This window comes from Massilia sp. AB1 (genome assembly GCF_018119385.1).
GTDB lineage: Bacteria > Pseudomonadota > Gammaproteobacteria > Burkholderiales > Burkholderiaceae_D > Telluria.
Genome location: NZ_JAGKSG010000021.1, coordinates 55,518 through 75,554, shown reverse-complemented (window position 1 = coordinate 75,554; position 20,037 = coordinate 55,518). Strand labels below are relative to the sequence as shown.

The 20,037-nt window shown below is 66.5% G+C and carries 20 protein-coding genes; 4 read left to right on the top strand and 16 right to left on the bottom strand.

Going from position 1 to position 20,037, the window contains the following annotated elements; translation table 11 throughout:
* Positions 1 to 26: 26 nt before the first annotated feature.
* From J8847_RS13845 to J8847_RS13825, 5 genes are all read right to left on the bottom strand, one after another.
* Entirely contained in the window at positions 27 to 1,088 is a 1,062-nt protein-coding gene (locus J8847_RS13845) for a porin (RefSeq protein ID WP_211525296.1), read from the bottom strand.
* A 14-nt stretch (positions 1,089 to 1,102) separates the two neighbouring features.
* Positions 1,103 to 2,422, bottom strand: coding sequence for an MFS transporter (locus tag J8847_RS13840; protein WP_211525295.1), 1,320 nt, complete (start codon positions 2,420 to 2,422; stop codon positions 1,103 to 1,105).
* Positions 2,423 to 2,451: 29 nt separating this feature from the next.
* Positions 2,452 to 2,979, bottom strand: coding sequence for a gluconokinase (locus J8847_RS13835; RefSeq protein ID WP_229429788.1), 528 nt, complete (start codon positions 2,977 to 2,979; stop codon positions 2,452 to 2,454).
* Between the two features lie 161 nt (positions 2,980 to 3,140).
* On the bottom strand, positions 3,141 to 4,169 hold the full coding sequence (locus J8847_RS13830; RefSeq protein WP_211525294.1) for a LacI family DNA-binding transcriptional regulator: 1,029 nt from the start codon (positions 4,167 to 4,169) through the stop codon (positions 3,141 to 3,143).
* Between the two features lie 235 nt (positions 4,170 to 4,404).
* A complete protein-coding gene (locus J8847_RS13825; RefSeq protein WP_211525293.1) occupies positions 4,405 to 4,866 on the bottom strand; it encodes a hypothetical protein in 462 nt (153 codons plus the stop codon).
* A 154-nt stretch (positions 4,867 to 5,020) separates the two neighbouring features.
* Between J8847_RS13825 and J8847_RS13820 the strand changes: the two genes are divergently transcribed.
* Complete coding sequence (locus J8847_RS13820; RefSeq protein WP_211525292.1) at positions 5,021 to 6,019, top strand: LacI family DNA-binding transcriptional regulator; 999 nt, start codon at positions 5,021 to 5,023, stop codon at positions 6,017 to 6,019.
* Between the two features lie 4 nt (positions 6,020 to 6,023).
* On the opposite strand, the gene J8847_RS13815 is transcribed toward J8847_RS13820, so the two are convergent.
* The 9 genes from J8847_RS13815 to J8847_RS13775 all read right to left on the bottom strand — a co-directional run bounded on the left by J8847_RS13815 (position 6,024) and on the right by J8847_RS13775 (position 15,054).
* Positions 6,024 to 6,815: a transporter substrate-binding domain-containing protein gene (locus J8847_RS13815; protein ID WP_211525291.1), complete on the bottom strand. Its 792-nt coding sequence runs from the start codon at positions 6,813 to 6,815 to the stop codon at positions 6,024 to 6,026.
* Positions 6,816 to 6,826: 11 nt separating this feature from the next.
* Positions 6,827 to 7,753 carry a N(4)-(beta-N-acetylglucosaminyl)-L-asparaginase gene (locus J8847_RS13810; protein ID WP_211525290.1) on the bottom strand — a complete coding sequence of 309 codons (927 nt, stop codon included), beginning with the start codon at positions 7,751 to 7,753 and terminating at the stop codon, positions 6,827 to 6,829.
* Complete coding sequence (locus tag J8847_RS13805; protein ID WP_211525289.1) at positions 7,750 to 8,484, bottom strand: amino acid ABC transporter ATP-binding protein; 735 nt, start codon at positions 8,482 to 8,484, stop codon at positions 7,750 to 7,752. The genes J8847_RS13810 and J8847_RS13805 overlap by 4 nt, the downstream gene beginning before the upstream one ends.
* Position 8,485: 1 nt before the next feature.
* Positions 8,486 to 9,157, bottom strand: coding sequence for an ABC transporter permease subunit (locus J8847_RS13800; protein WP_211525288.1), 672 nt, complete (start codon positions 9,155 to 9,157; stop codon positions 8,486 to 8,488).
* Entirely contained in the window at positions 9,157 to 9,816 is a 660-nt protein-coding gene (locus J8847_RS13795) for an amino acid ABC transporter permease (protein WP_211525287.1), read from the bottom strand. The genes J8847_RS13800 and J8847_RS13795 overlap by 1 nt, the downstream gene beginning before the upstream one ends.
* Positions 9,817 to 9,922: 106 nt before the next feature.
* The gene (locus J8847_RS13790) at positions 9,923 to 10,654 is read right to left on the bottom strand and encodes a copper homeostasis protein CutC (protein WP_211525286.1); all 732 of its coding nucleotides are present in this window, start codon (positions 10,652 to 10,654) and stop codon (positions 9,923 to 9,925) included.
* The gene (locus tag J8847_RS13785) at positions 10,647 to 11,576 is read right to left on the bottom strand and encodes an ROK family protein (protein WP_211525285.1); all 930 of its coding nucleotides are present in this window, start codon (positions 11,574 to 11,576) and stop codon (positions 10,647 to 10,649) included. The genes J8847_RS13790 and J8847_RS13785 overlap by 8 nt, the downstream gene beginning before the upstream one ends.
* Before the next feature lie 310 nt (positions 11,577 to 11,886).
* Complete coding sequence (locus J8847_RS13780; protein WP_211525284.1) at positions 11,887 to 12,669, bottom strand: hypothetical protein; 783 nt, start codon at positions 12,667 to 12,669, stop codon at positions 11,887 to 11,889.
* Between the two features lie 360 nt (positions 12,670 to 13,029).
* The gene (locus J8847_RS13775; protein ID WP_211525283.1) at positions 13,030 to 15,054 is read right to left on the bottom strand and encodes a hypothetical protein; all 2,025 of its coding nucleotides are present in this window, start codon (positions 15,052 to 15,054) and stop codon (positions 13,030 to 13,032) included.
* A 264-nt stretch (positions 15,055 to 15,318) separates the two neighbouring features.
* On the opposite strand from J8847_RS13775, the gene J8847_RS13770 reads away from it, so the two are divergent.
* The 3 genes from J8847_RS13770 (at position 15,319) to J8847_RS13760 (ending at position 18,058) form a co-directional block, all read left to right on the top strand.
* The gene (locus tag J8847_RS13770) at positions 15,319 to 16,770 is read left to right on the top strand and encodes a nodulation protein NfeD (protein WP_211525282.1); all 1,452 of its coding nucleotides are present in this window, start codon (positions 15,319 to 15,321) and stop codon (positions 16,768 to 16,770) included.
* A gap of 2 nt (positions 16,771 to 16,772) precedes the next feature.
* Positions 16,773 to 17,543 (top strand): slipin family protein, encoded by a 771-nt coding sequence (locus J8847_RS13765; protein WP_211525281.1) that lies wholly within the window; start codon positions 16,773 to 16,775, stop codon positions 17,541 to 17,543.
* Between the two features lie 236 nt (positions 17,544 to 17,779).
* Entirely contained in the window at positions 17,780 to 18,058 is a 279-nt protein-coding gene (locus tag J8847_RS13760) for a hypothetical protein (RefSeq protein WP_211525280.1), read from the top strand.
* A gap of 307 nt (positions 18,059 to 18,365) precedes the next feature.
* Here the strand turns inward: J8847_RS13760 and J8847_RS13755 are convergent, their stop codons facing one another.
* Positions 18,366 to 19,529 carry a tyrosine-type recombinase/integrase gene (locus J8847_RS13755; RefSeq protein ID WP_211525279.1) on the bottom strand — a complete coding sequence of 388 codons (1,164 nt, stop codon included), beginning with the start codon at positions 19,527 to 19,529 and terminating at the stop codon, positions 18,366 to 18,368.
* Positions 19,530 to 19,600: 71 nt separating this feature from the next.
* A complete protein-coding gene (locus J8847_RS13750) occupies positions 19,601 to 19,972 on the bottom strand; it encodes a four-helix bundle copper-binding protein (protein WP_211525278.1) in 372 nt (123 codons plus the stop codon).
* Positions 19,973 to 20,037: the final 65 nt, after the last annotated feature.

Sequence of the window (20,037 nt, the reverse complement as noted above, 5' to 3'; positions counted from 1 at the left end):
AACCCGGCAGGTGGTGCGCGCGGCGGTCAGAAGCGGTGACGCAGGCCGAGGGCGAACTGCCGGTTTCCGAGTCCCGGCTCTTCGCTGTTGCCCTCGGTGTAGACGGCTCCATTGCGGTTACGGATTCCGCCATACGAAGTGTAGACGTCGGTACGCTTGGAGAACGCGTACATATACGCCACGCCCAGCTGGGTCGCGTCCTGGTCGTGCACGGTCCGGTCGTCCGCATGCACGCAGGTCAGCACGACCGTACTGGCCCCAAGCGGGATCGACGCCGCCAGCAGCAGGTCGCGGCTGTCGGTCGACGGCACCGGCGGCGCGCCGCCGAACACCGCGGCGCCATTGTTGATCGGCGCACTGTTCGGCCCCCGGTTCACTTCATAGGCGGCGTGGCCCCGGAACGCAGCGAACTGGTAGTTCGCAGCGAGCAGCAGGTTGCGCGCAAGCCCGCGTCCCGACACGGTAGCGCTGTCGTTGTTCTTCCGGTGGAAGGCAATGCTGGCGTTGAGCGGGCCTCGGCTGAAATCGAGCGAACCGCCGAGCGCCCGTCCGGCGGCGGCATTGCCGGGTGCTTCGCCGGCGGCCAGCATCAGGGCGGTGCTGAAGCCATCGAACACGGGGCTGCGGTACAGGACGGAGTTCGCTGCGCGGAATCCCGCCGGGGCCATCAGGTTGTTCGACCGGATGACGCCATTGCGCAGCGGATCGGCGACGACGTTGAGCACGGTGAACAGCGGCGTATCCTGGAGTCCCACGCTCACGGCGCCGAATTTGCCGCGCAAGCCCACGATGGAGGTCCGGCCGAACAGGGTATTGTTCTGGGTCGAGTCGCCCTTGTCGGCGTGGATGCCGCCTTCGATCACGAAGAAGGCGGCCAGGCCGCCGCCGAGTTCCTCGGCGCCCCGGAAGCCCCAGCGGCTCTGGGTCGCCATGCCGCTGGTCACCCGCGTCGCGCTGCCGGCGGCGCCGCCCTGGTCGACCGAGATGCCCACGTCCATCACGCCATACAACGCCACCGAAGATCCCTGGGCCAGCGCCGCGCCGCTGCAGGCGAGCGCCGCGCACAGCAAGGAAAGCTTTGCTTTCATACGCGCTTCCCTTCTCAGGCGGCCGCCGCCGGTACGGTGGCGGCCGGTGCGGGGTCGGGAATCGGCTCGATTTTCCCGAGCACGAACACGAAGCAGAAAATGCCGATCACCAGGATCACGCCGGCGACCAGGAAGGCATTGGTGAAGGAGGCGGTGGCGCCCACGATCAGGCCGGTCACGATCGGCGCGGCCGCGCCCATCAGGTTGTTGGCGAAGTTCATGATGCCGCCGACGGTGCCGGCGCCGCCCTTGGGGGCGATCAGCGAGGGCAGCGACCAGCTGACCGGTGCGGCCGAGGCCAGTCCGCCCAGGGCGATCGAGATCCAGAAGATCGCCCAGACCGGATCGGTGGTCTGGGTCGCGCCGAACACCGCCAGGCCGAAGCTCATGCCCGTCACCAGCACCGCCTTGCGCACCTTGGATTCGTCCATGCCGCGCTTGATCAGGTGGTCGATCAGCCAGCCGCCGACGAACAGGTCGGTGAGGGTGGCGAAGGCCCAGGGAATCGCCGCGAAGCCGGCCGATTTCAGGATGCTCATGTGCATGGTTTCGACCAGGTAGCCGGGCAGCCAGGTGAGGAACAGGTAGAAGGTATAGCCGTAGGCCGCGAAACCGATGGTCAGACCCCAGACCTTGGTCTTGGTCAGCAGGTAGCCGAGCATGTTGACCGCGCCTGCCTCGGCCGGTCCTTCGGGGGCGGCGCCGCCGCGCTGGATGTAGTCGTATTCCACCTTCGACAGGCGCTTGTCGGCGCTCGGATCGCGGTACAGCACGTAGAAAGCGATGAAGTACAGGAAGCTCAGCACCGCGGTCAGGCCGAAGCCCCAGCGCCAGCCGAAGGTCACGACCGTGATCGCCACCAGCGGCACGCCGATCACGTTCGAGAACTTGGCGGCGGCGTCGAAGATCGCCGTGGCCAGGCCGCGTTCGTGGCGCGGGAACCAGTAGCCGGTGGCCTTGGAGCTGGCCGGGAAGGCGGGAGCCTCGGCCACGCCCAGGATGATGCGCGCGACCAGGATGCCGGCGAAGCCGCTCGAGAAGGCGGTGATGAGCGAGGCCACGCCCCACAGGAAAGCGCCCCAGCGCCCGACCCGGGTCGGGCCGAAACGGTCGAGCACCATGCCGACCGGGATCTGCAGCAGGGAGTAGGACCAGGCGAAGGCGGAGAACAGCAGCCCCAGCTCGACCGGCGTCAGGTCGAACATCTCCTTGATCTGGGGCGCGGCCACCGAGAGGCCGATGCGGTCGATGTAGTTGATCAGGACACCCACCCCCAGCAGGGCGCCGATGCCCCAGCGGCGGCGCGGGATCGTTTGTTTTGGTATGGCGTTCATGTTTGTCTCCTGTGTCGTTCGGCAGGGATCTAGCGGCCCTCGGGATGGATGATGTCGTCGGTAAGGACGGAAAGCGGCTTGCGGATGTCGAGCACCACGCCGGATTCGTCCTCTTGCAGGGGTTCGAGATCGCGCAGCTGGCTGTCGAGCAGCGATACCGGCATGTAGTGGGCGGTACGCGCCTGCATCCGTTCGTGGATCAGCTCGCGCGGACCGTTCAGGTGCGCGAAGCGCAGCCCGGGATCGGCGGCGCGCAGCAGGTCGCGGTAACGGCGCTTGAGGGCGGAACAGGCGAGCACCAGGCCTTCGCCCCCGGCCATGGCGCGGGCAATCTCGTCCTGGAGCGCGCCGAGCCAGTCGGCACGGTCGTTGTCGTCGAGCGGGATGCCGGCCGCCATCTTGGCGACGTTCGCCGCGCTGTGGTAGGCGTCGCCCTCGAGGAAGCGCACACCCAGCGCGGACGCCAGCCGCTGGCCGACTACGCTCTTGCCGCATCCGGAGACGCCCATGACTACCCAGCGGAACGAAACGGAAGAGTCGGGGACCTTGTCATGCATGTGAGATATTCGGTTGGGTTGATCGGGCTTGGTAGCGCTACCAATGGAAAGCGAGTCTACCGCGATCACGGATTTTGTAAAGATAAATTTATGCTGCAGCGCCGCAAACGGCCGCTCCTGCGCGCACGCGGCAGGAGCGGCCCGGGAAGGCTGGCGTCTGCTCAGGCGCTCTCGCGCGCCATCAGGGTGAAACCGAGATCGACCCGGGTCGCCGGCGGCTTCTCGCCGCGGATGACGGCGCGCAGCAGCTGGGCCGCCTCGAAGCCGACCCGGTAACGCGGGGTGGCGATGGTGGTGACGGAGGGATTCATCCAGGCCGACACCGGCAGGTCGTTGAAACCGCAGATCGCCAGCTGCCGGGGCACGGCGATGCCGCGGCGCTGGCATTGGAAGATGGCGCCCTGGGCAAGGTCGTCATTGCAGCAGAAGATGGCGTCGCAGTCGGGCGTGGCCGACAGCATGCGTCCCAGGAGTTCCGCGCCGAGCGCGATGGTGGAAGGATCGCTCACCATGGTTTCGAGCCGGGAATCGTAAACGCCGGCTTCGTCCAGGGCGCGGCGGTAGCCGTCCAGGCGCTTCAGCGTGCGTTCGTCGCGCTGCGCGCCCATGAAGCCGATGCGCCGGTAGCCCTTGTCGAGCAGATAGCGGGTCATCGTGTAGCCCGCCTGCAGCTGGGAGAAGCCGACCGACATGGTGTCCGGCGAGCCGGCCAGGTCCATCATCGACACCACGGGCCGCCTGGAAGAGGCAAGCAGCTCGGTGACCCGTTTGCTGTGGGTCAGCCCGGACAACAGGATGCCGTCCGGGCTCGACTGCAGGTAGGTGCCGAGCAGCTTCTCTTCCTCGGCGTCGGAGTAGCGGGTGTTACCGATCAGGATCTGGTAGCCGTCCGGTTCCAGCGCATCCTGGATGCCGGCCAGGACGTCCGTAAACACCGCGTTCGACAGCGAAGGCACCAGCACCACGATCACCTTGGATTGGGCCGAGGCCAGCGCGCGTGCGACCCGGTTGGGGACATAGCCAAGCTCGGCCACGGCCTGGTCGACGCGCGCTCGCAGCGCCGCCGACACCATGTCAGGCTGGCTGATGGCCCGCGACGCGGTCATCGTGCCGACACCGGCCTTGGCCGCGACATCGGCCAGCGTGACGCGGCCGCTTGCACGGGATCGGGAGGTCTGTGGTTTGCTCATTCTTCCTCAGTTAGGAGCTTCCGGTGGTAACGTTATCAAGGGTGCGGCCGCGACTCGGACTGCTGGCGGCGCTTCCAAATGCGGACGCGGTCTTGTATCGGAGCACGATTATGGCAAATGAATCGCAAATTGGCGAACCGGCATGGTCCGTATGGAGCTCGGCCCCATAAGCGAAGGGCCGGTAGCGAATACCGCGATTCGCTACCGGCCCCTTCTTATTCGACCTCGAGGCGGGTCAGGCGGTCTTGCTCTTCAGCCAGCCGGCCTTCCAGCTCACCCCGAGCGTCACCGCGAGGCTCATGATCAGTGCGCCGATGACCGCCATCAGGACCGCGTCGAAAACGCTCTCCGACTTGATGCGCCCATCGAACTCCTGGCGCAAGATCGCCTTGTCCGGCAAGCCGGCGGGATAGACGACCTCCAGGCTGGGCTTCGAAGCAAGCGCCTCGGCCTCTTCCTTGTTGTGCGCCCTGGCTTCGTGGTGATAGGTGACGCCGTCGACCTGGTAGACATAGGCAACGGCATAGTCCTTCATACGGCTGACCTTGTGGCGGACCACGCCTTCAGGGGTGGCCATCGCATACACCGGCGCCTTCTCGATCACCGCGTAGTCATCCCGCTTGCTCAGCGAGGCGTAGCTGAAGAACCAGGCGGAGAGGGGGAAAAGGACAGCCAGCAGGATCAGCGGTTTTTTCATGAGGAAGTCGCAAGAAAGTTGTCGATAGGAAATAAGTATCCCATAAGACGATCGGTATGCGATTGCCCAAGTCGCGCTCACGGCAATTTTACCCATCGCGCGTAAGCGGCCCGGCCGGGATGGAAGGGCAGCATCGGCGGGTATAATCCAGGCCATGAACGACGCCCTGAAACCCGCTTCGGAACCCACCTTGTCCGATGTCGCCGCCCTGGCGGGCGTGTCGCGCGCGATCGCGTCGCGGGCCTTGTCGGCGCAGCCGCGGCCGGTGTCCGCCGACAAGCGCGAGCGGGTGCTGCATGCGGCCGAGGCGCTGGGCTACCGCCCCAATTCGCTTGCGCGCGGGCTGGCCAACAAGACCGTCAACCTGGTCGCGATCCTGGTCAATCACATCCACGACCTGTCCGACCTCGACCTGTTCGACCTGCTGCTGGCGGAGATCCAGGCGATCGGCAAGCAGGTGATCTTCATCCGTGTGGGCGCGGGAGAGGACGCGGAAGACTTTTTGCGCGACGGCGTCGCCTATCACGTCGATGCCGCATTGGTATTTGCCGATTTCGCCGACGCCGCCACCGTGCGCCGCATGTTCCGCAACAATGCGGTGCTGATGCTCAACGGCCATCACGAGCCGGGAGCGCCGTCGGTGACGATGGACGAAGACCAGGGGATCCGTGAAGCGGTGGCCGATGCGGCGGCGAAGGGCGTGCGCAGCGCGCTGCTCCTGACGGGGCGCAGCATGTCGCGGGTGGAGCAGGCCCGCATCGCCTCCTTCCGCGCCGCGATGCGGCAGCATGGCATCGCGCTGCTGGGCGAGCTGGCGGGAGATTATTCCTACGCCAGCGGACGCGCGCTGGCGCAGCAGATCGACGTGGATGCCACCGGCGCCGTGTTCTGCACCTCGGACGCGATGGCGATGGGCGTGCTGGATGCGCACCGCCGGTATTTCCCGGGCCATGCTCCGGAGCGCTTCCGGCTGTACGGCTTCGATAACATCTCGCTCACGCAGTTCGACGCCTATCCGATTTCATCGATCGGAGCGGACAAGCGCGACTACGTGGCGCAGATCGTCCGTATCCTGAACCGGCCAGCGGGCCTGGCCCGGCATAGCGAGCACGTGCTGGTCGCCACGCGCTTCGTCCCTCGCCTGACCGGCTGAGACCTCAGCCCTGCGGCGCCAGGGTCGGCGGAACCGCTTTGCTGCCCCACCACTTCTTGTAGTTGGCCGCGTAGGCGCCCGACTTGACGTAGTCCGCGACGAAGCCGTTCACGAAGTTCAGCAGCGCCGGATCGCCCTTGGCCATGGCGATGCCGATCGGCGTGTTGCCGTACATCGTGGGCAAGGTCTCCAGCTGGCTGTTCTTGCTGGCCAGGTAGTCGAGCAGCGAGGAATCCTCGATGCCGGCGTCGACCCGTTTTTGCTGCAGCAGCAGGACGCCATCCGGTGCGAAGTTATCGGTGTAGACGAACACCGCCTGCGGCGCCGATTTCCTCAGGAAGGCATCCGCCGTGGTGCCGCGGCCGACCACGACACGCTTGCCGTTCAGGTCCGCCAGCCTCTTGATCTGCGCGCTCTTTTGCGCGATCACGCGCAGGCCGGCGACGTTGTAGGGGATGGAAAAGTCCACCACGCGCGCGCGCTGCGGCGTGATCGAGACGTTGGCCACGACCAGGTCGAGCTGTCCCGACCTCAGCATCGAGATGCGCGCATCGCTGGAGACGTCGGAAAAGCGCGCCGGCACGCCGAGTTTCGCGGCCAGCTGCCTGGCGACGTCGACGTCATAGCCGACCGGCTCGTTGCTGGCGTTGCGGAAGCCCACCGGCTCTCCGCCCAGCGAGACGCCGATGCGCACGTAGCCGCGCGCCTTGATGTCCTCGATGCGGCCGGCCAGCGCGGACGTCGCGGCCAGCATCAATGCCGCGGCGGCGGCGTAGCGTTTCAGGCGAAGCTGCATGATCTTTCCTTTCAGGGTTGGATGGTGGAGGCGACGCGCAACTCCGGCGCGGCCATGCGCTCGTCCCAATACCAGTAGCGTATCTCTTCGTCGCAGCGGTAGTTGACCACCCGGTGATTGCCCTTGGCGTCCATGGCGTGGATGACCACGCCGGCCAGGAAGCCGCTCTTCAGCTCCGACAGCTCTTCCACGGCCAGCTTGACGGCGTCTTCCAGGGACGCGCCGAGGCGCATCGCCAGCACGATACTGCGCGAGGTCCCGCAGCGCATGGTCATCTCGCCGGTGTGGGTGCAGGCGGCGGCGCCGTAGCGGCTGTCCGCATAGAAGCCCGCGCCGGGGATCGGCGAATCGCCCAGCCGGCCTGGATACTTCCACGCCCAGCCGGAGGTCGAGGTGACCACACCGATATGGTTGCCTGCGTCGCGGCCCAGGAAGACCGTGGTGTCGCGCACGCGCTCGGGATCGGTGATGGTGTTGCTGAGCGGGGCCAGCGCGATATCGGGGAAGGCCGCCCGCTGTTCCGGCGACATCTCCTTTTCCAGGCGCTCCCACCAGACCCGCTTGCTGTCCGGGTGCAGCACCTCGTCGACCGCGAAACCGCGTTCGGTGGCGAAGCGGCGCGCACCGGCGCCGGTCAGCATCACGTGCGGCAGATGCTTCATCACCTCGTGGGCCAGCGCCGAGACGGGCAGGGTGGCCGGCACCGCGCCGACCGCGCCGACTTCACGCGTCGTACCGTCCATGACGCCGGCGTCGAATTCCATCTCGCCCAGCATGTTCGGCCAGCCGCCATAGCCGACGCTGCGCACCTTGGCTTCACGTTCGACCTTGGCGATGCCGCCGACCATGGCGTCGATGCCGGCGCCGCCTCGTTTCAGGAGTTCGACGGTGGTGTCGAAGCCGGGCCAGGCCTCGGCGTTTGCTAACAGCATTTTCATGACTTGCTCATCTTGGACAGGAATTGGGCGATGCGCGGCTGCGCCAGGCCGCCGTGGGCGGCGAAGAAGCGCGAGGTCGGCAGGTCCGCCAGCAGCCGGCCCTGGTCGAGGAACACGATGCGGCTGGAGATGTGGCGGGCGAATTCGATTTCGTGGGTCACGAACAGCATGGTGGTGCCGCTTCCCGCCAGCTTGGCGAGGATGGCCAGCACTTCGGCCGTCATTTCGGGATCCAGCGCGCTGGTGACTTCGTCCAGCAGCAGGTAGCGCGGCTTCATCGCCAGGGCGCGGCAGATGCCGACGCGCTGGCGCTGCCCGCCGGAGAGCTGGGCGGGATAGGCGTCCGCGCGCTCCAGCAGGCCGACGGCGGCCAGCAGTTCGCGCGCTTCTTCTTCGGCCTGGCGGCGCGGGACCTTCAGGACTTCGACCGGCGCCAGCGTGATGTTCTGCAGCGCCGTCATGTGCGGGTACAGGTTAAACAGCTGGAACACGGTGCCGCAGCAGCGGCGCGCGAGCTGCAGGGCCCTGGGATCGTCGACGCGGTGGCCATCGACGGAGATCGCGCCGCCATCGAGTTTTTCGAGGCCGTTGATGCAGCGGATCAGCGTCGACTTGCCGGAACCGCTGGCCCCGAGGATGGACACCACTTCGCCCGGCGCGATGCGCAGGTCGACGCCATCGAGGACCGTGTTGGCGCCGAAGCGTTTGACCACGCCTTCGATCTGGATCATCTTACAAACCCTTCCATTGGCTATGCGCGCGCAGCTTTGCTTCCGCGCGGGCGCAGGCCCGGGCGATCAGCCGGGCCATCAGGTAGTACAGCAGGCCGATCACGGTCCAGACGATGAAAGGCTTGAGCGTGCGCAGGTTCAGGATCGCGCCGACCTTGGTCAGGTCGACCACGCCGATCACCGAAATCAGGGAGGTGACCTGCAGCTGGTTGACCAGCAGCCCGGCCAGCGGCCCGAAGCCGAAGGCCGCGGCCTGGGGTGCGACGATGCGGCGTAGTGTCTGCCAGCGGCTCAGGCCGAATACGCGCGCCGTTTCCAGCTGATCCCGCCCGACCGATTCGATGGCGGAGACCGCGATCACGTAGACGAAGGCCGCCGTGTTGCCGGACAGGGTAATGAGGGCGGCCTGCACCGGTGTCAGGTCGGTCTCCAGCAGCACCGGCAGGCCGAAAAACACCAGGAAGAGCTGTACCAGCACCGGGGAATTCTTCAGCAGCTCGGCCAGGGCCGCGGCGAATGGAGCCAACAGCGGCGTGCGGTAGTAGCGCAGCATCGCCCAGCCGAGGCCCAGCCCCAGGCCAATGAGGGTGGTCGCGGCGAACAGGGCGACGGAGACACCCAGGCCTTCGAGCAGAAGCAGCAAGTCGTGGGGCGTGAAATCGGTGTAGCGCATCAGCCGAGATTCCTGTTCAGGCGCCGGTGGAGCGCGCCGGCCGACAGCGACACCAGCCAGGTCATCACGGCGTACATCAGCAGGAGCAGGGCGTACACCTCGAATGGCTGGAAGGTGTCGGCGGCGACGATCTTGGCGCTTCCTGTTAGTTCGTTCAGCGTGATCGCAGAGAGAATCGAGGAGGTCAGGATCAGGTTGACGAATACCGCACCAAGCGGACGCACTGAGTTGCGCAGCGCGATGGGCAGCACGATGCGGCGGTAGATGGTGAGGCGAGAAAGGCCGCTGACCTGCGCGGCCTCCAGCACGCCGGGGTCGACCGCCAGGATGCCGGAACGGATCACGTCGGACGTGAAGGCACCGCCCGCCAGCGACAGCGCCAGCACGCCGGTGCTGAAGGCGCTCAGCTCGACGCCGATTTCTGGCAGCCCGTAGAACAGGAAAAACAGCTGCACGATGAAAGGGACGTTGCGGAACACGTCGACGTAGATATCGGCGATGCGCCTGGCCAGCGGCGACGCCGCCGTGCGCATCAGGGCCGCCACGATGCCCAGGGACAGGCCGCCGGCCAGGGCCAGCGCGCAGGCGAGGGCGCTCAGGCGCGCTCCGGCCGCGAAGTCGCCCAGATAAGGTTCAAGCGTGGTCGGATCGAACGTCAAACAAGATGCTCCAACTAACAGTGGTTCCAACACGGTGTGAAACCGGTTTCACCGCAATCCGGCGAGTGTCACACACGCTGCTGCGGATTTCAAGGGCGAGGCCTTGTCAGGCGCGTAGTTTAGCTTTCAGCGCCGCGACTTTTTCGCTGCTGGTCCGGCGCCGGCTGCCGGAATCGAAACCCAGGGCAGCGACCTTCGGCGCCGGCGCCGGCAGGGGCTCCGAGCAGGACGCGTGCACGTCGGTCAGCGGCAGCTGAGCGCGCAGCAGGTGCACGTTGTCCCCGCCGATGCCGGCGCCGGGCATGATCGTGATGCGGCTGTCGGCGGCGTCGAAGCAGCGCCGCAGTCCGGCCAGGCCTTCCAGTGCGCTGGTGGCCCCGCCCGAGCTCAGGATGCGCTCGAAGCCCAGGCTGACGGCCAGGGTGGTGGCCTGCGCCAGGTCCGGGCACAGGTCGATGGCGCGGTGCAGCGTGCAGCGCAGTCCGTGGTCGGCAGCCCGCTGGACCAGCCGCTCGAGTGTGCGCTGGTCAAGGCGGCCGTCGGGCAGCGAGGCGCCCAAGACTACGCCTTGGAGGCCGGCGGCGGCAACGGCGTCGATCTCGTGCAGCATCAGCGCCGTTTCCGCATCGTCGAAGCAGAAGTCGCCGCCGCGCGGGCGGATCATCGCGACCACCGGCACGGGGCTGCTCGAGGCGACGCGCAGCAGGCCGGAGCTTGGCGTCAGGCCGCCGACATCCAGCGCGCCGCATAACTCGATGCGGTCGGCGCCACCGGCGATCGCAGCGGCCAGGCCACCGAAGGTGTCGACGCAGACTTCGAGGGTGATCGTGTCAGGCATGTTTGTCCCCCAGTTTTTCCAGGCCCAGCCAGGCCGCGCCGATCAGTCCCGGTTCCGTGCCGGACTGGCCGGGCACGATGATCGGGGTGGCGGTCTTGCGCAAGGTGGCGGCGCGCACCGCCTGGTCGAGCCCGGCGATCAGCGGCGCGCTGTTGGCCAGGCCGCCGCCGGCCGGCAGGATGGACGCGCCGAGGGTATTGACCAGCATGGCCAGCGGCCCGCTGAGCAGATCGATGAAACAGGCGATGGTGCGCTCGGCGGCGGCGTCGCCGGCCTGCCAGGCGTCGATGATCTGGCGGCTGTCCAGCGCCTGTTGGTGCAGGGTGTGGTGCAGCCGCTCCAGGCCGCGCGCGCCGCCGACCGTGTCCAGGCAGCCCGCCTGGCCGCAGCCGCACTGGAAGCGCGGAATCGTTTGCGGTGGCTTGCCGGCGATCTGCACCGTGAATGGCGCGACGACAGGGCCATGACCCCATTCGCCGGCGAAGCCGCCAGGGCCGCCGATCAAACGGCCGCCGATGACCAGGCCGCCGCCGACGCCGGTGCCCAGGATCAGGCCGAACACGTTGGCGTGGCCGCGTCCGGCGCCGGCCTGGGCTTCGGCCAGGGCGAAGCTGTCGGCGTCGTTGATGATCCAGACCGGCAGGCCGAGGGCTGCGGACAGGTCGGCGGCCAGCGTACGGCCGTCGATGCAGGGAATGTTCGCGCATTTGATGCGGCCATCGACCGGATCGATCACGCCGGCGATCGAGATGGCGACGCCGCGCGACGGGCCGCCGGCGGCGATCAAGGCTTGCAAGGCGGCGGTGAAGGCGGCAAAGTCCTGGGTGGGCGTCGGAACCCGCTGCAGGTCGCCGATCCGGCCGTCAGCCGTTGCGACGGCGCATTTGATGGCGCTGCCACCGATATCGAAACAGGTAATCATGGTCCGAATCATAGGGGCAACAGCCGCTAAACGTAAGAGCGGGCGCTGCTAAACTGGAATAAGTCGTAGTGCGCATAATCTATATTATGTTAAATGCGCTATCTATTGGTGGTCATCGGGACAGGCAGGCCGGCAAAGGTCAATCCAGGAACCGGTGCATTGCGCGGCTTCCTGGTCTGTAGGAAGCCGCCTACTCGGCCTGTTGCCGCCATCTCTAGCCTCGAGAAACGCAAGGCTCCGTATGCGAGCGCTTCCCGGCCTGATGATCGGCGCCTCGCTGCGGTTTCTGTTTGTCTCTTCTCCACCGGACTCAGTCTGTTTCGTACAAGACCGCCGACGCATCGTCGGCGCGCTTCACCGCCATTGCCGCCGTACCGAAGGTCCTGTCTTCATGCGAACGCAGTTCGTCCAGCATGACGGCGAGTCCCATCCGCCGGCAGCGCGTGGCCAGCTCGCCGTGCGTGTACAGTCCATAGGGTTCGACCAGCCGGTAGAAGCCGTCCGTCATCATCAGCAACGCTGATCCGTGCGGCAGTTCGGCTTCGAGAGTGCGCGCCGCGAATGGACCGGAAGGTTTCAGGCACAGGATCGAGGGCGCCGGCGCGGTGTTCTGGGCCTCACGCCTGGCGCGCAGCATCGGCTGCATCAGGGCGCGCCGTTCGCCCGCGTCGGTGACGCCCTGGTCGATCAAACGGGCGATTTCAGCCTGCAGCACGGCCTCCTGCGGATTGACGAAGGGATCCAGATCGACGGTGGGTGCATCCGGCGCATGCAGCAGCGTCTTGCAGTCGCCCAGGCTGTACAACTGAAGCCGGCGGCCGCCACTGGCTGCGTGGACCCGCGCCCAGGTCATCGCACCGATCGGCCATGCGTGCAAAGGCACGTCCTTGCCTGCGGTTCGTGCGGTGAATTCTTCGTACAAGGCCGAGGCGGCGCGCTGTGCGCACGCTTGCTGCGACAGTCCGTCGCCGAGGCACTTCGAGAGTTCGGCGGCAAACCCCTCCGCAAACCAGACGACGTCGCCGCGTTCAGGATCGATGAAGTGACGGTCGGCGACCGAGGTGCCGCCGTCGATCACGATCAAATCGATCATCCCATCGGCCTCGTGGACTGCCACGAAGTCCTCGTTCGAATGTGCCTCCGCGCCGGAAGAAATAGTTTGTACACGCATCGCTGAAACCCTGCTCGACTTGATCGGACCGCAATGTACAGGCTGGATGCTTGAAAAACAATCTCTCCCGTGGTTAACGGGCGTATACTCGACAATATATTTGCTAATGTCGAGTGAGGGAAATCGGAATCCAGGGCTGCTAGCGCTACGATTTGGCACGGATGCGCATTCAGCGTATCAGCACTATAAGAAACTTCGTGCAGTCTTTGGCCTGGTGCATGCAAGGCCTTGTGCAAGCGCGAGCGAGCGACGACCCGCGCTCGCCATCCATCCGATTGTCGTTCACTCATGCAGGTGCAGACCTCCTTCCACGAGCGCACTACGATTTCGCGCTACCGCCACCATCGACACCCTCATGCCTCCTGCACCGCCATTGTCATAGTCGACGACCTTCTTGCCCTCTGCGTCCTTGTGTGAAATTCGCACGCGGAGCGCATCTTTGCTGGCACGTTTCCCCTCCCCGCCATCGACTGCCTCAAGCACGAAGCGATACCCCGGCAGCCCGTTGTAGCGGCCCGTCCCCTCCAGGCGCACCAGTTCTCCACTGCGGCTCGCCTCCTTGATTTCCTGCGCGCGAAACTCGAAAGGCCCGGACAGGCTGACGAATCCAGCGCCTGCACGAGTGCGCCCGCCTGCCATTGCCGCCGCCTGATTCGAGAGTGGCGCCCAGAGCGCGAACCGCAGCGGTCCCGCCTTGGCCCCTGCCCCGCTCGCGGTCGCTGCCACCGTCCCCTGGCCGCGCAGCGTGGCCATTTCCGGCTCGAGCACCCAGACAGGGTGGCGCGTCACAGTCGAGCGGCCGCCAGAATCCGTAACTTGCACAGTTACAGTAAAGAGGCCGGGTGCACAGAAACGGTGCTGGAAATCCACCGACCCTACGCCGCGTGCTTCGCGCACGGTGGGATACGATGTATCGCAGCCATCGGTCCACGTCGCCTTTGCCTTGTGTGTCTGTGTAGCCGAGTTGTCGACAAAGCTGAGCGAAAGGCGCGCTTCGTCGCCGACCACGACGGTGTCGGCCAGCCCGGCGATGGGGCCGAGCACGGGCGCATCCGTTCCACGTGTTCCAGGGCGTAACAAGATCATGCCTGCGTTCGAGTGGGCGGCGATGACACCGGCATCATTGATCGCGCTCGCCGTGGAAATAACCAGGCCGGCAGGCGCCCGGTGGACCCGGCTGGTCAGATCAACCGGCGTGCGCAGCCCCTGCCAGCGCACCGCCCGGTTGCCGCCGCTCTGCAGGATCTGGCCGACCATTTCGCCGCGGTTGTTCAGGTCGAGCACGTCGGTATCGCCTGGGCCGAGGCCTGGCAGCAGCGTCATCCCGCGGGACCGCGTCCAGAAATAGGCCGCGTAGCGTGAGGGCAGCAAGGTATTACCCGAAATTTCCCCGCGGTCGTTCAGCGCTGTCACCAGGCGAAAGCCGGTGTCCTGCGCGCCGGTCGGCACCTTGCCGCTGCGTGGACTCCAGTAGAAAGCCGCTACATGCGCGTCACCGGGGGTATCGCCGATCCCGGCTGCCGCTCCCCATTTGTTCACGAAATAGGTGATGCCGACGCTGCCGCCCAAGCTTCCCAGGTCGATCTGCCGGCCGGTCGCGTCCCAGAGCATGGGGTGAAGATCTCCACCGGCGACGTCGGCGAAGCCGACAGCGATCCCGAGGTCGTTGATGTCCCGTGCTTCAGACCACGAGAGCGGGAGCGGACCGAGCGTGCGGATGCGACCGTTCGGGTCCCAGCGCGCTGCCCTGGCGGTAATGCCTGGGGCCGGGATGTCGCCCACGATCTGGTTCCTGTCGTTGATCGCGAGCGCATAGCTTCCTCCCGGCCCAGGCAGCGCGCGCATTCCGCGTGCGGCCGTCCAGATGTAGGGCCCGTAGCGCGGGAACGGCTCGCTGGCGTCATTGGTATGACCGATCACCACGCCGAGGTTGTTCAGGCCGCTCACGGTGGCGTAGCCGCCGCCCAGCGAACCGAGAGCGTAGGCGCGCTCACCGTCGAAAAAGCCTGCGTCGTTGAACAGATACGAGGAAAATGCGACCTGGCCTTTCTCGTTGAGGAAGGAATTGGCATCTTTCTCGACCGGCAGGTTGATCACGCTGTAGACCGGAGATCCGTGCGCCCGATGGTCCGGACTCCCGGCGCCAACCGCACCCGAAGCGCGTACCTCGTCCGGGCCGGGCCGCACCGGATCCGCGCTCTGTCCGACGCCGCTGGCCATGCTGCTGACCGCGATCGCCAGAGACGTCACCGCTGCCGCCAGCGCCCACCTCCCGCTGCCTGCACGGGTTCTTGCTTGCTGATTCATGATCCTCTCCATTGCTACAAGTAAGTGACCAGCGGAACGAGATTTTGAAGGGATGCCGCCAGCTTCAATATCCAACTCTAGGCTGTTCGGCAGGCCCGAGGGCTGACCTCGCACAAATGCGCCGGGCGGTCTGGAGGCGGTGTAGACTGAACTTATTCGTTCGGTAGCGGTCGCTAGCGCTTGCACCAGGCCTGTGAAACCGATGGCGGCGCTGAGCGGTCAAAGCCATGACGCGTTCTCGATGCGCATGTGTTGGAGAAGACGATGTGCCGGCGAAAATGGTGGTGCCTGCTGGTGGCGGCCCTGATGGCGTTCGCCGCCTGGGCGCACGCGTCCGCTTCGGCGCCGCCGCTCTCGCCGGTGTCATCGACCACATCGGCCGCATCGGCTGCAAAGCGCGTCGGCCTGCTGACGATCGACGGCGCGATCGGGCCTGCAACGGCCGACTACATCGCACGCGGCATCGCTTACTCGGCGAGCGAGCATTTTCAGCTGGTCATCCTGCAGATGGATACGCCGGGCGGACTGGATACCTCGATGCGCACTGTGATCAAGGCGATCCTGACCTCGCCGATACCGGTGGCGGTGTATGTCGCCCCGAGTGGCGCCCGGGCGGCCAGCGCCGGCACCTATATCCTGTACGCCAGCCATGTGGCGGCCATGGCTCCCGGCACGAATATCGGCGCGGCCACGCCTGTCGAGGTCGGCATCGGGCCGCAGCAGCCCACGCCCGGACGCGAGCCTTCCCCGCTTCCCGCGCCCGCCGCCGACAAGAGCCGCGGCGCCGAGCCAGAGCGCAAGGGGCCGGACACGCCAATGGCGCGCAAGCAGGTCAACGACGCGGCGGCCTACCTGCGCGGGCTTGCCCAGATGCGCGGGCGCAATGCCGATTGGGCCGAGCTGGCGGTGCGCGAAGCGGTCAGCCTCAGCGCCCACGATGCACTCGAGCAGCATGTGATCGAGTTTGTCGCGGAAGACCTGGACTCCCTGCTGGCCCAGCTCGACGAGCACAGCGTGACGGTACACGGCCATGCGCAACGCCTGCACACGAAGAATGCCGCCGTGGTGCCCATCGAATCGGACTGGCGCAACCGCTTCCTGGCGGCCATCGCGAACCCGAGTGTTGCGCTGTTGCTGATGACGATCGGCATCTACGGGCTGGTGTTCGAATTCATGAACCCGGGCTTTGTGGCGCCTGGGGTGATCGGCGCGATTTCCCTGCTGCTGGGCCTGTATGCCTTGCAGCTGCTGCCGGTGAACTATGTTGGCCTGGCCCTGATCATGCTCGGACTGATGTTCATGATCGCCGAAGCCTTCCTGCCCAGCTTCGGGGTGCTCGGGCTCGGCGGCATCGTCGCCTTCGTGGCCGGCGCACTGATGCTGATCGACACCGCCTTGCCGGGCTTCGGCATCCCGCCCGTGCTGATCGTGACCCTGGGCGTGCTGAGCGCCCTGCTGCTGGCCGGGATCGCGCGGATCGCGCTGGCGACGCGCCGCCGCCCCGTCACCAGCGCCACGGCCGGCCTGCCCGGCTCGCTGACCCGGATCGAAAGCATGGAACAGCCGGGCGCCTGCGAAGGCTGGGTCCGTCTCGAAGGCGAACTATGGAAAGCCGTCAGTCCCCTGCCCCTGAAGCCGGGGCAAATGGTGAGGGTGCTGCGGCGCGATGGCCTCACGGTGCGGGTGGCTCCGGCCGAGAACAATCAAGGAGGATGAGCATGGTGTTCGAAATCGGTATCGGCATCGGCGCCCTGCTGATGCTCGTGCTTGGCTTGCTGGCGGCCGCGATCCACATCCTGCGCGAATACGAGCGCGGCGTGGTGTTCCAGCTGGGACGCTTCTGGGGCGTGCGCGGTCCCGGCCTGATCATCATCATCCCGGTGCTCCAGCAGATGGTGCGGGTCGACATGCGCACCGTGGTGCTCGACGTGCCGACCCAGGACGTGATCTCGCGCGACAACGTCTCGGTCAAGGTCAACGCGGTGATCTATTTTCGCGTGGTCGATCCGGACAAGGCCATCATCCAGGTCGCCAACTTCATGGAAGCCACGAGCCAGCTGGCCCAGACCACCTTGCGGGCCGTGCTCGGCAAGCACGAACTGGATGAAATGCTGGCCGAGCGCGAGCGGCTGAACATGGACATCCAGCAAGTGCTCGACGTTCAGACGGACGCGTGGGGCATCAAGGTCGCCAATGTCGAGATCAAGCACGTCGACCTGGACGAGTCGATGATCCGCGCCATCGCGCGGCAGGCCGAGGCCGAACGGGAACGGCGCGCCAAGGTCATCCACGCCGAGGGCGAGCTGCAGGCCTCGGAAAAGCTGCAGCAGGCGGCGTACGTACTGTCGCAGCAACCCGGCGCGATGCAGCTGCGCTACATGCAAACGCTGAGCGCGATCGCCGGGGACAAATCCTCGACCATCGTGTTCCCGTTGCCGGTCGATCTGCTGGGTGACCTGGCGGGGACGGTGCGACGCGAACGGACCTGAGTTTTCGCACCGGGCCCCTCCCCTCCCGGACGTGGCTTGGCGGCCGGAGCTCGTAGCGCTCGACCACAAAAACTTGGGCGACACCCGCGGGCCGCGCGCAGCCCGCGACGCATCCCCCATGTGCTTACGCAATATGCCGGTGCAACACCCGCGCACGGATGACGGCAGCGATTTGCGCCGAGGCTGTCCCTGCGGGACAATGGCCACATGCGAACTGATCATTCGAAGGGAGCAGCATGAACATTACGGTGAAGAACACGACGCCGGATACGGCGCGCATCACGCTGGTCGGCGAACTCCAGGACGGCAGTTTCGATGCAAAGGTCATGACCGAGACCGATGTGCCCTATACCCCCTACTGGGAAAAGCAGCTCGAGCAGCGCATCGTCTACATCCAGCCCGACGCCGAGCAACTTGCCTCCATCCTTAGCGCCTTGAACGAGCGCCGTCTGTCACTCGACGAGTTACAGAACTACGGCAGCTCCGCGGGCGGTACCTCCTCGATACCTGTCTGAGCAACTCCTTTCTGGCACTCGACGAGTTACGCAACCACCGAAGCTGAGCGGTAGAGCCACCGTCCAGGCGGATGCTGGCTGTCACTCGATAAGTTACGTTCTGCGGCGGCGCGGCGGCGCCTGCTCGATATCCGTCCAAGCGAGCGGCATCTGGCACTCGACGAGTTACAGAATTCTTGAGCTCGTCAGTGACGCCTCTCGATCCAAGCGAGACCCATCCGCAACTCGACAAGTTACTTATTTCGGCAGCTCGGCGCCAATGTGAGGCAGTGACGTCAGCGCCAGGCGCCAGCCGAGCCCGGGCCGGCTACAGCAGCCCCTTCCCCGGCGCGCCCACGATCTCGTCGTGGCGTTCGTGATCCTGCTTGTGCAGGTAGGCGGCCGTGGTGGCGATGTTGGCGTGGCCGGCCGTGTCCTGCAAGGTCTTCAGCTGCACCCCGTTGTTGGCGTGGTTGGTCAGCATGCTGTGGCGCAGCCAGTGGGTCGATGCCTGGCGCAAGGCCGCCGCGCTGTCGCCGTCGCCCTGGGCCGCCGCTGCGCCGGCCGCCGCCTGGAACACGGCTTTCAGCGCTTCGGAAGCCGCTTCATCGCTGACGCGCACGAACTCCTTGCTGCGGCTCGACAGGACCAGGGGCATGCGGTCGGCGCGCCCGGTGTGTTCGAGCAGGCCGAAAGCGCGGCGATAGTCGCGGTAAGCGGCCAGCATGGCCGGCGGCACCGGCAGCCGGCGCGGCTTGGCGCCCTTGCCCATCACGTCCAGCCACCAGCGCCCGTCGCCTTCGCTGTAGATGGCGCCCATGTGGGCGCCGACGATCTCGTTCAGGCGCGCGCCCGTCTGCGCGAAGGCGACCAGGAGGAACCGGTCGCGCTCGCGCTGGCGCCGCTCGGCTTCGGTGCCGGCCGGGCGCCGCTCCAGCGTATCGAGCGCCAGCGCGACGGCCTGCGGACTCAGGTAGCGCGTGATCCGGCTCGCGTGCGGCGCCCGGACGTTCTTCACCAGGCGCGCCGGATTGCGGCGCAGGTAGCCGGTCTGCTCGGCATAGGTCAGCACGCCCTTCACCGCGATCATCGCCTGGCGCCGGCTCGGGTCGGACAAGGGCCCGGAAAACGGCCGGTAGCGCGGGTCGCTGCGCGGCCACTTGGTGGTCGAGATCCACTCGGCGGGTGGCTGCTTGAGGAACTCCTTGTAGGCGTTCAGGTCCCCGGTATTCAGCTGCTGGAAACTCTTCTTCGCCTCCTCGCGGCACCAGGTCAGGAAACGGTAGAGCTCCTTCTGGACGTTGGCGATCGACTTGGGACTCAGTTCGCCGTGCGAGATGTATTCGCGCGCCAGTTCGGCGTCGCTGCGCGCATCGGTCGCGGGCTCGTCGTGGAAATGCGCTCCCAGGTTCTTGCCCCGTCGCGTGGCCGCCGCCTTGTCCAGCCCTTCATCAGGGAGCGGGTCGAGATCGATGGGCAGGAAAACAGGCATGAGGCGGCAATGAAAGACTGTACTTATATACAGTATAACACCGCCTCGCGGGGCCGCGAAGGCCCGAGCGCTCAGTGCGGCGCCGGGACGCCATAGCCGGGCGCGCCGAGGGCCATGCCGCCCATGCGGCGGCATTCGACCGCGCACTCGCGGCAGGCCGCCGCGCATTCCTGGCAATGCTGCATGGGGTGGTTCGCGCACTCCTCCGCGCACATGTCGCAGACCTCGGCGCAGGCGCTGCACACGGCCTGGGCCGCCTCGCCGCCACGCGCCATCACGCTCGCCGCCAGCCGGCACAATTGGGCGCAGTCCATGTCCAGCGAAATACAGCGCGCCATCATCTTCACATCGTCCTCGCGCAGGCAGGCGGCCGCGCACATGTCGCAGGCGTCGGCGCAATGCTTGCAGGCTTCGATGCAGGTGCTGTAATGCGATTGTTCCATCTCTCCCTCCTACAGGCTGCTTGTGCTCCGGAAAAGAGGCCGTACTGGTATAGTAGCGGCGCGTT

Bases quoted from the DNA above. Each gene is read 5' to 3' on its own strand.
- J8847_RS13825 (WP_211525293.1), bottom strand. From the start codon at position 4,866: ATGAAAAAACCGCTGATCCTGCTGGCTGTCCTTTTCCCCCTCTCCGCC.
- J8847_RS13805 (WP_211525289.1), bottom strand. From the start codon at position 8,484: ATGATCCAGATCGAAGGCGTGGTCAAACGCTTCGGCGCCAACACGGTC.
- J8847_RS13750 (WP_211525278.1), bottom strand. From the start codon at position 19,972: ATGGAACAATCGCATTACAGCACCTGCATCGAAGCCTGCAAGCATTGC.
- J8847_RS13770 (WP_211525282.1), top strand. From the start codon at position 15,319: ATGTGCCGGCGAAAATGGTGGTGCCTGCTGGTGGCGGCCCTGATGGCG.
- J8847_RS13830 (WP_211525294.1), bottom strand. From the start codon at position 4,169: ATGAGCAAACCACAGACCTCCCGATCCCGTGCAAGCGGCCGCGTCACG.
- J8847_RS13790 (WP_211525286.1), bottom strand. From the start codon at position 10,654: ATGCCTGACACGATCACCCTCGAAGTCTGCGTCGACACCTTCGGTGGC.
- J8847_RS13760 (WP_211525280.1), top strand. From the start codon at position 17,780: ATGAACATTACGGTGAAGAACACGACGCCGGATACGGCGCGCATCACG.
- J8847_RS13780 (WP_211525284.1), bottom strand. From the start codon at position 12,669: ATGATCGATTTGATCGTGATCGACGGCGGCACCTCGGTCGCCGACCGT.
- J8847_RS13845 (WP_211525296.1), bottom strand. From the start codon at position 1,088: ATGAAAGCAAAGCTTTCCTTGCTGTGCGCGGCGCTCGCCTGCAGCGGC.
- J8847_RS13840 (WP_211525295.1), bottom strand. From the start codon at position 2,422: ATGAACGCCATACCAAAACAAACGATCCCGCGCCGCCGCTGGGGCATC.
- J8847_RS13820 (WP_211525292.1), top strand. From the start codon at position 5,021: ATGAACGACGCCCTGAAACCCGCTTCGGAACCCACCTTGTCCGATGTC.
- J8847_RS13810 (WP_211525290.1), bottom strand. From the start codon at position 7,753: ATGAAAATGCTGTTAGCAAACGCCGAGGCCTGGCCCGGCTTCGACACC.
- J8847_RS13800 (WP_211525288.1), bottom strand. From the start codon at position 9,157: ATGCGCTACACCGATTTCACGCCCCACGACTTGCTGCTTCTGCTCGAA.
- J8847_RS13775 (WP_211525283.1), bottom strand. From the start codon at position 15,054: ATGAATCAGCAAGCAAGAACCCGTGCAGGCAGCGGGAGGTGGGCGCTG.
- J8847_RS13785 (WP_211525285.1), bottom strand. From the start codon at position 11,576: ATGATTACCTGTTTCGATATCGGTGGCAGCGCCATCAAATGCGCCGTC.
- J8847_RS13755 (WP_211525279.1), bottom strand. From the start codon at position 19,529: ATGCCTGTTTTCCTGCCCATCGATCTCGACCCGCTCCCTGATGAAGGG.
- J8847_RS13835 (WP_229429788.1), bottom strand. From the start codon at position 2,979: ATGCATGACAAGGTCCCCGACTCTTCCGTTTCGTTCCGCTGGGTAGTC.
- J8847_RS13765 (WP_211525281.1), top strand. From the start codon at position 16,773: ATGGTGTTCGAAATCGGTATCGGCATCGGCGCCCTGCTGATGCTCGTG.
- J8847_RS13815 (WP_211525291.1), bottom strand. From the start codon at position 6,815: ATGCAGCTTCGCCTGAAACGCTACGCCGCCGCCGCGGCATTGATGCTG.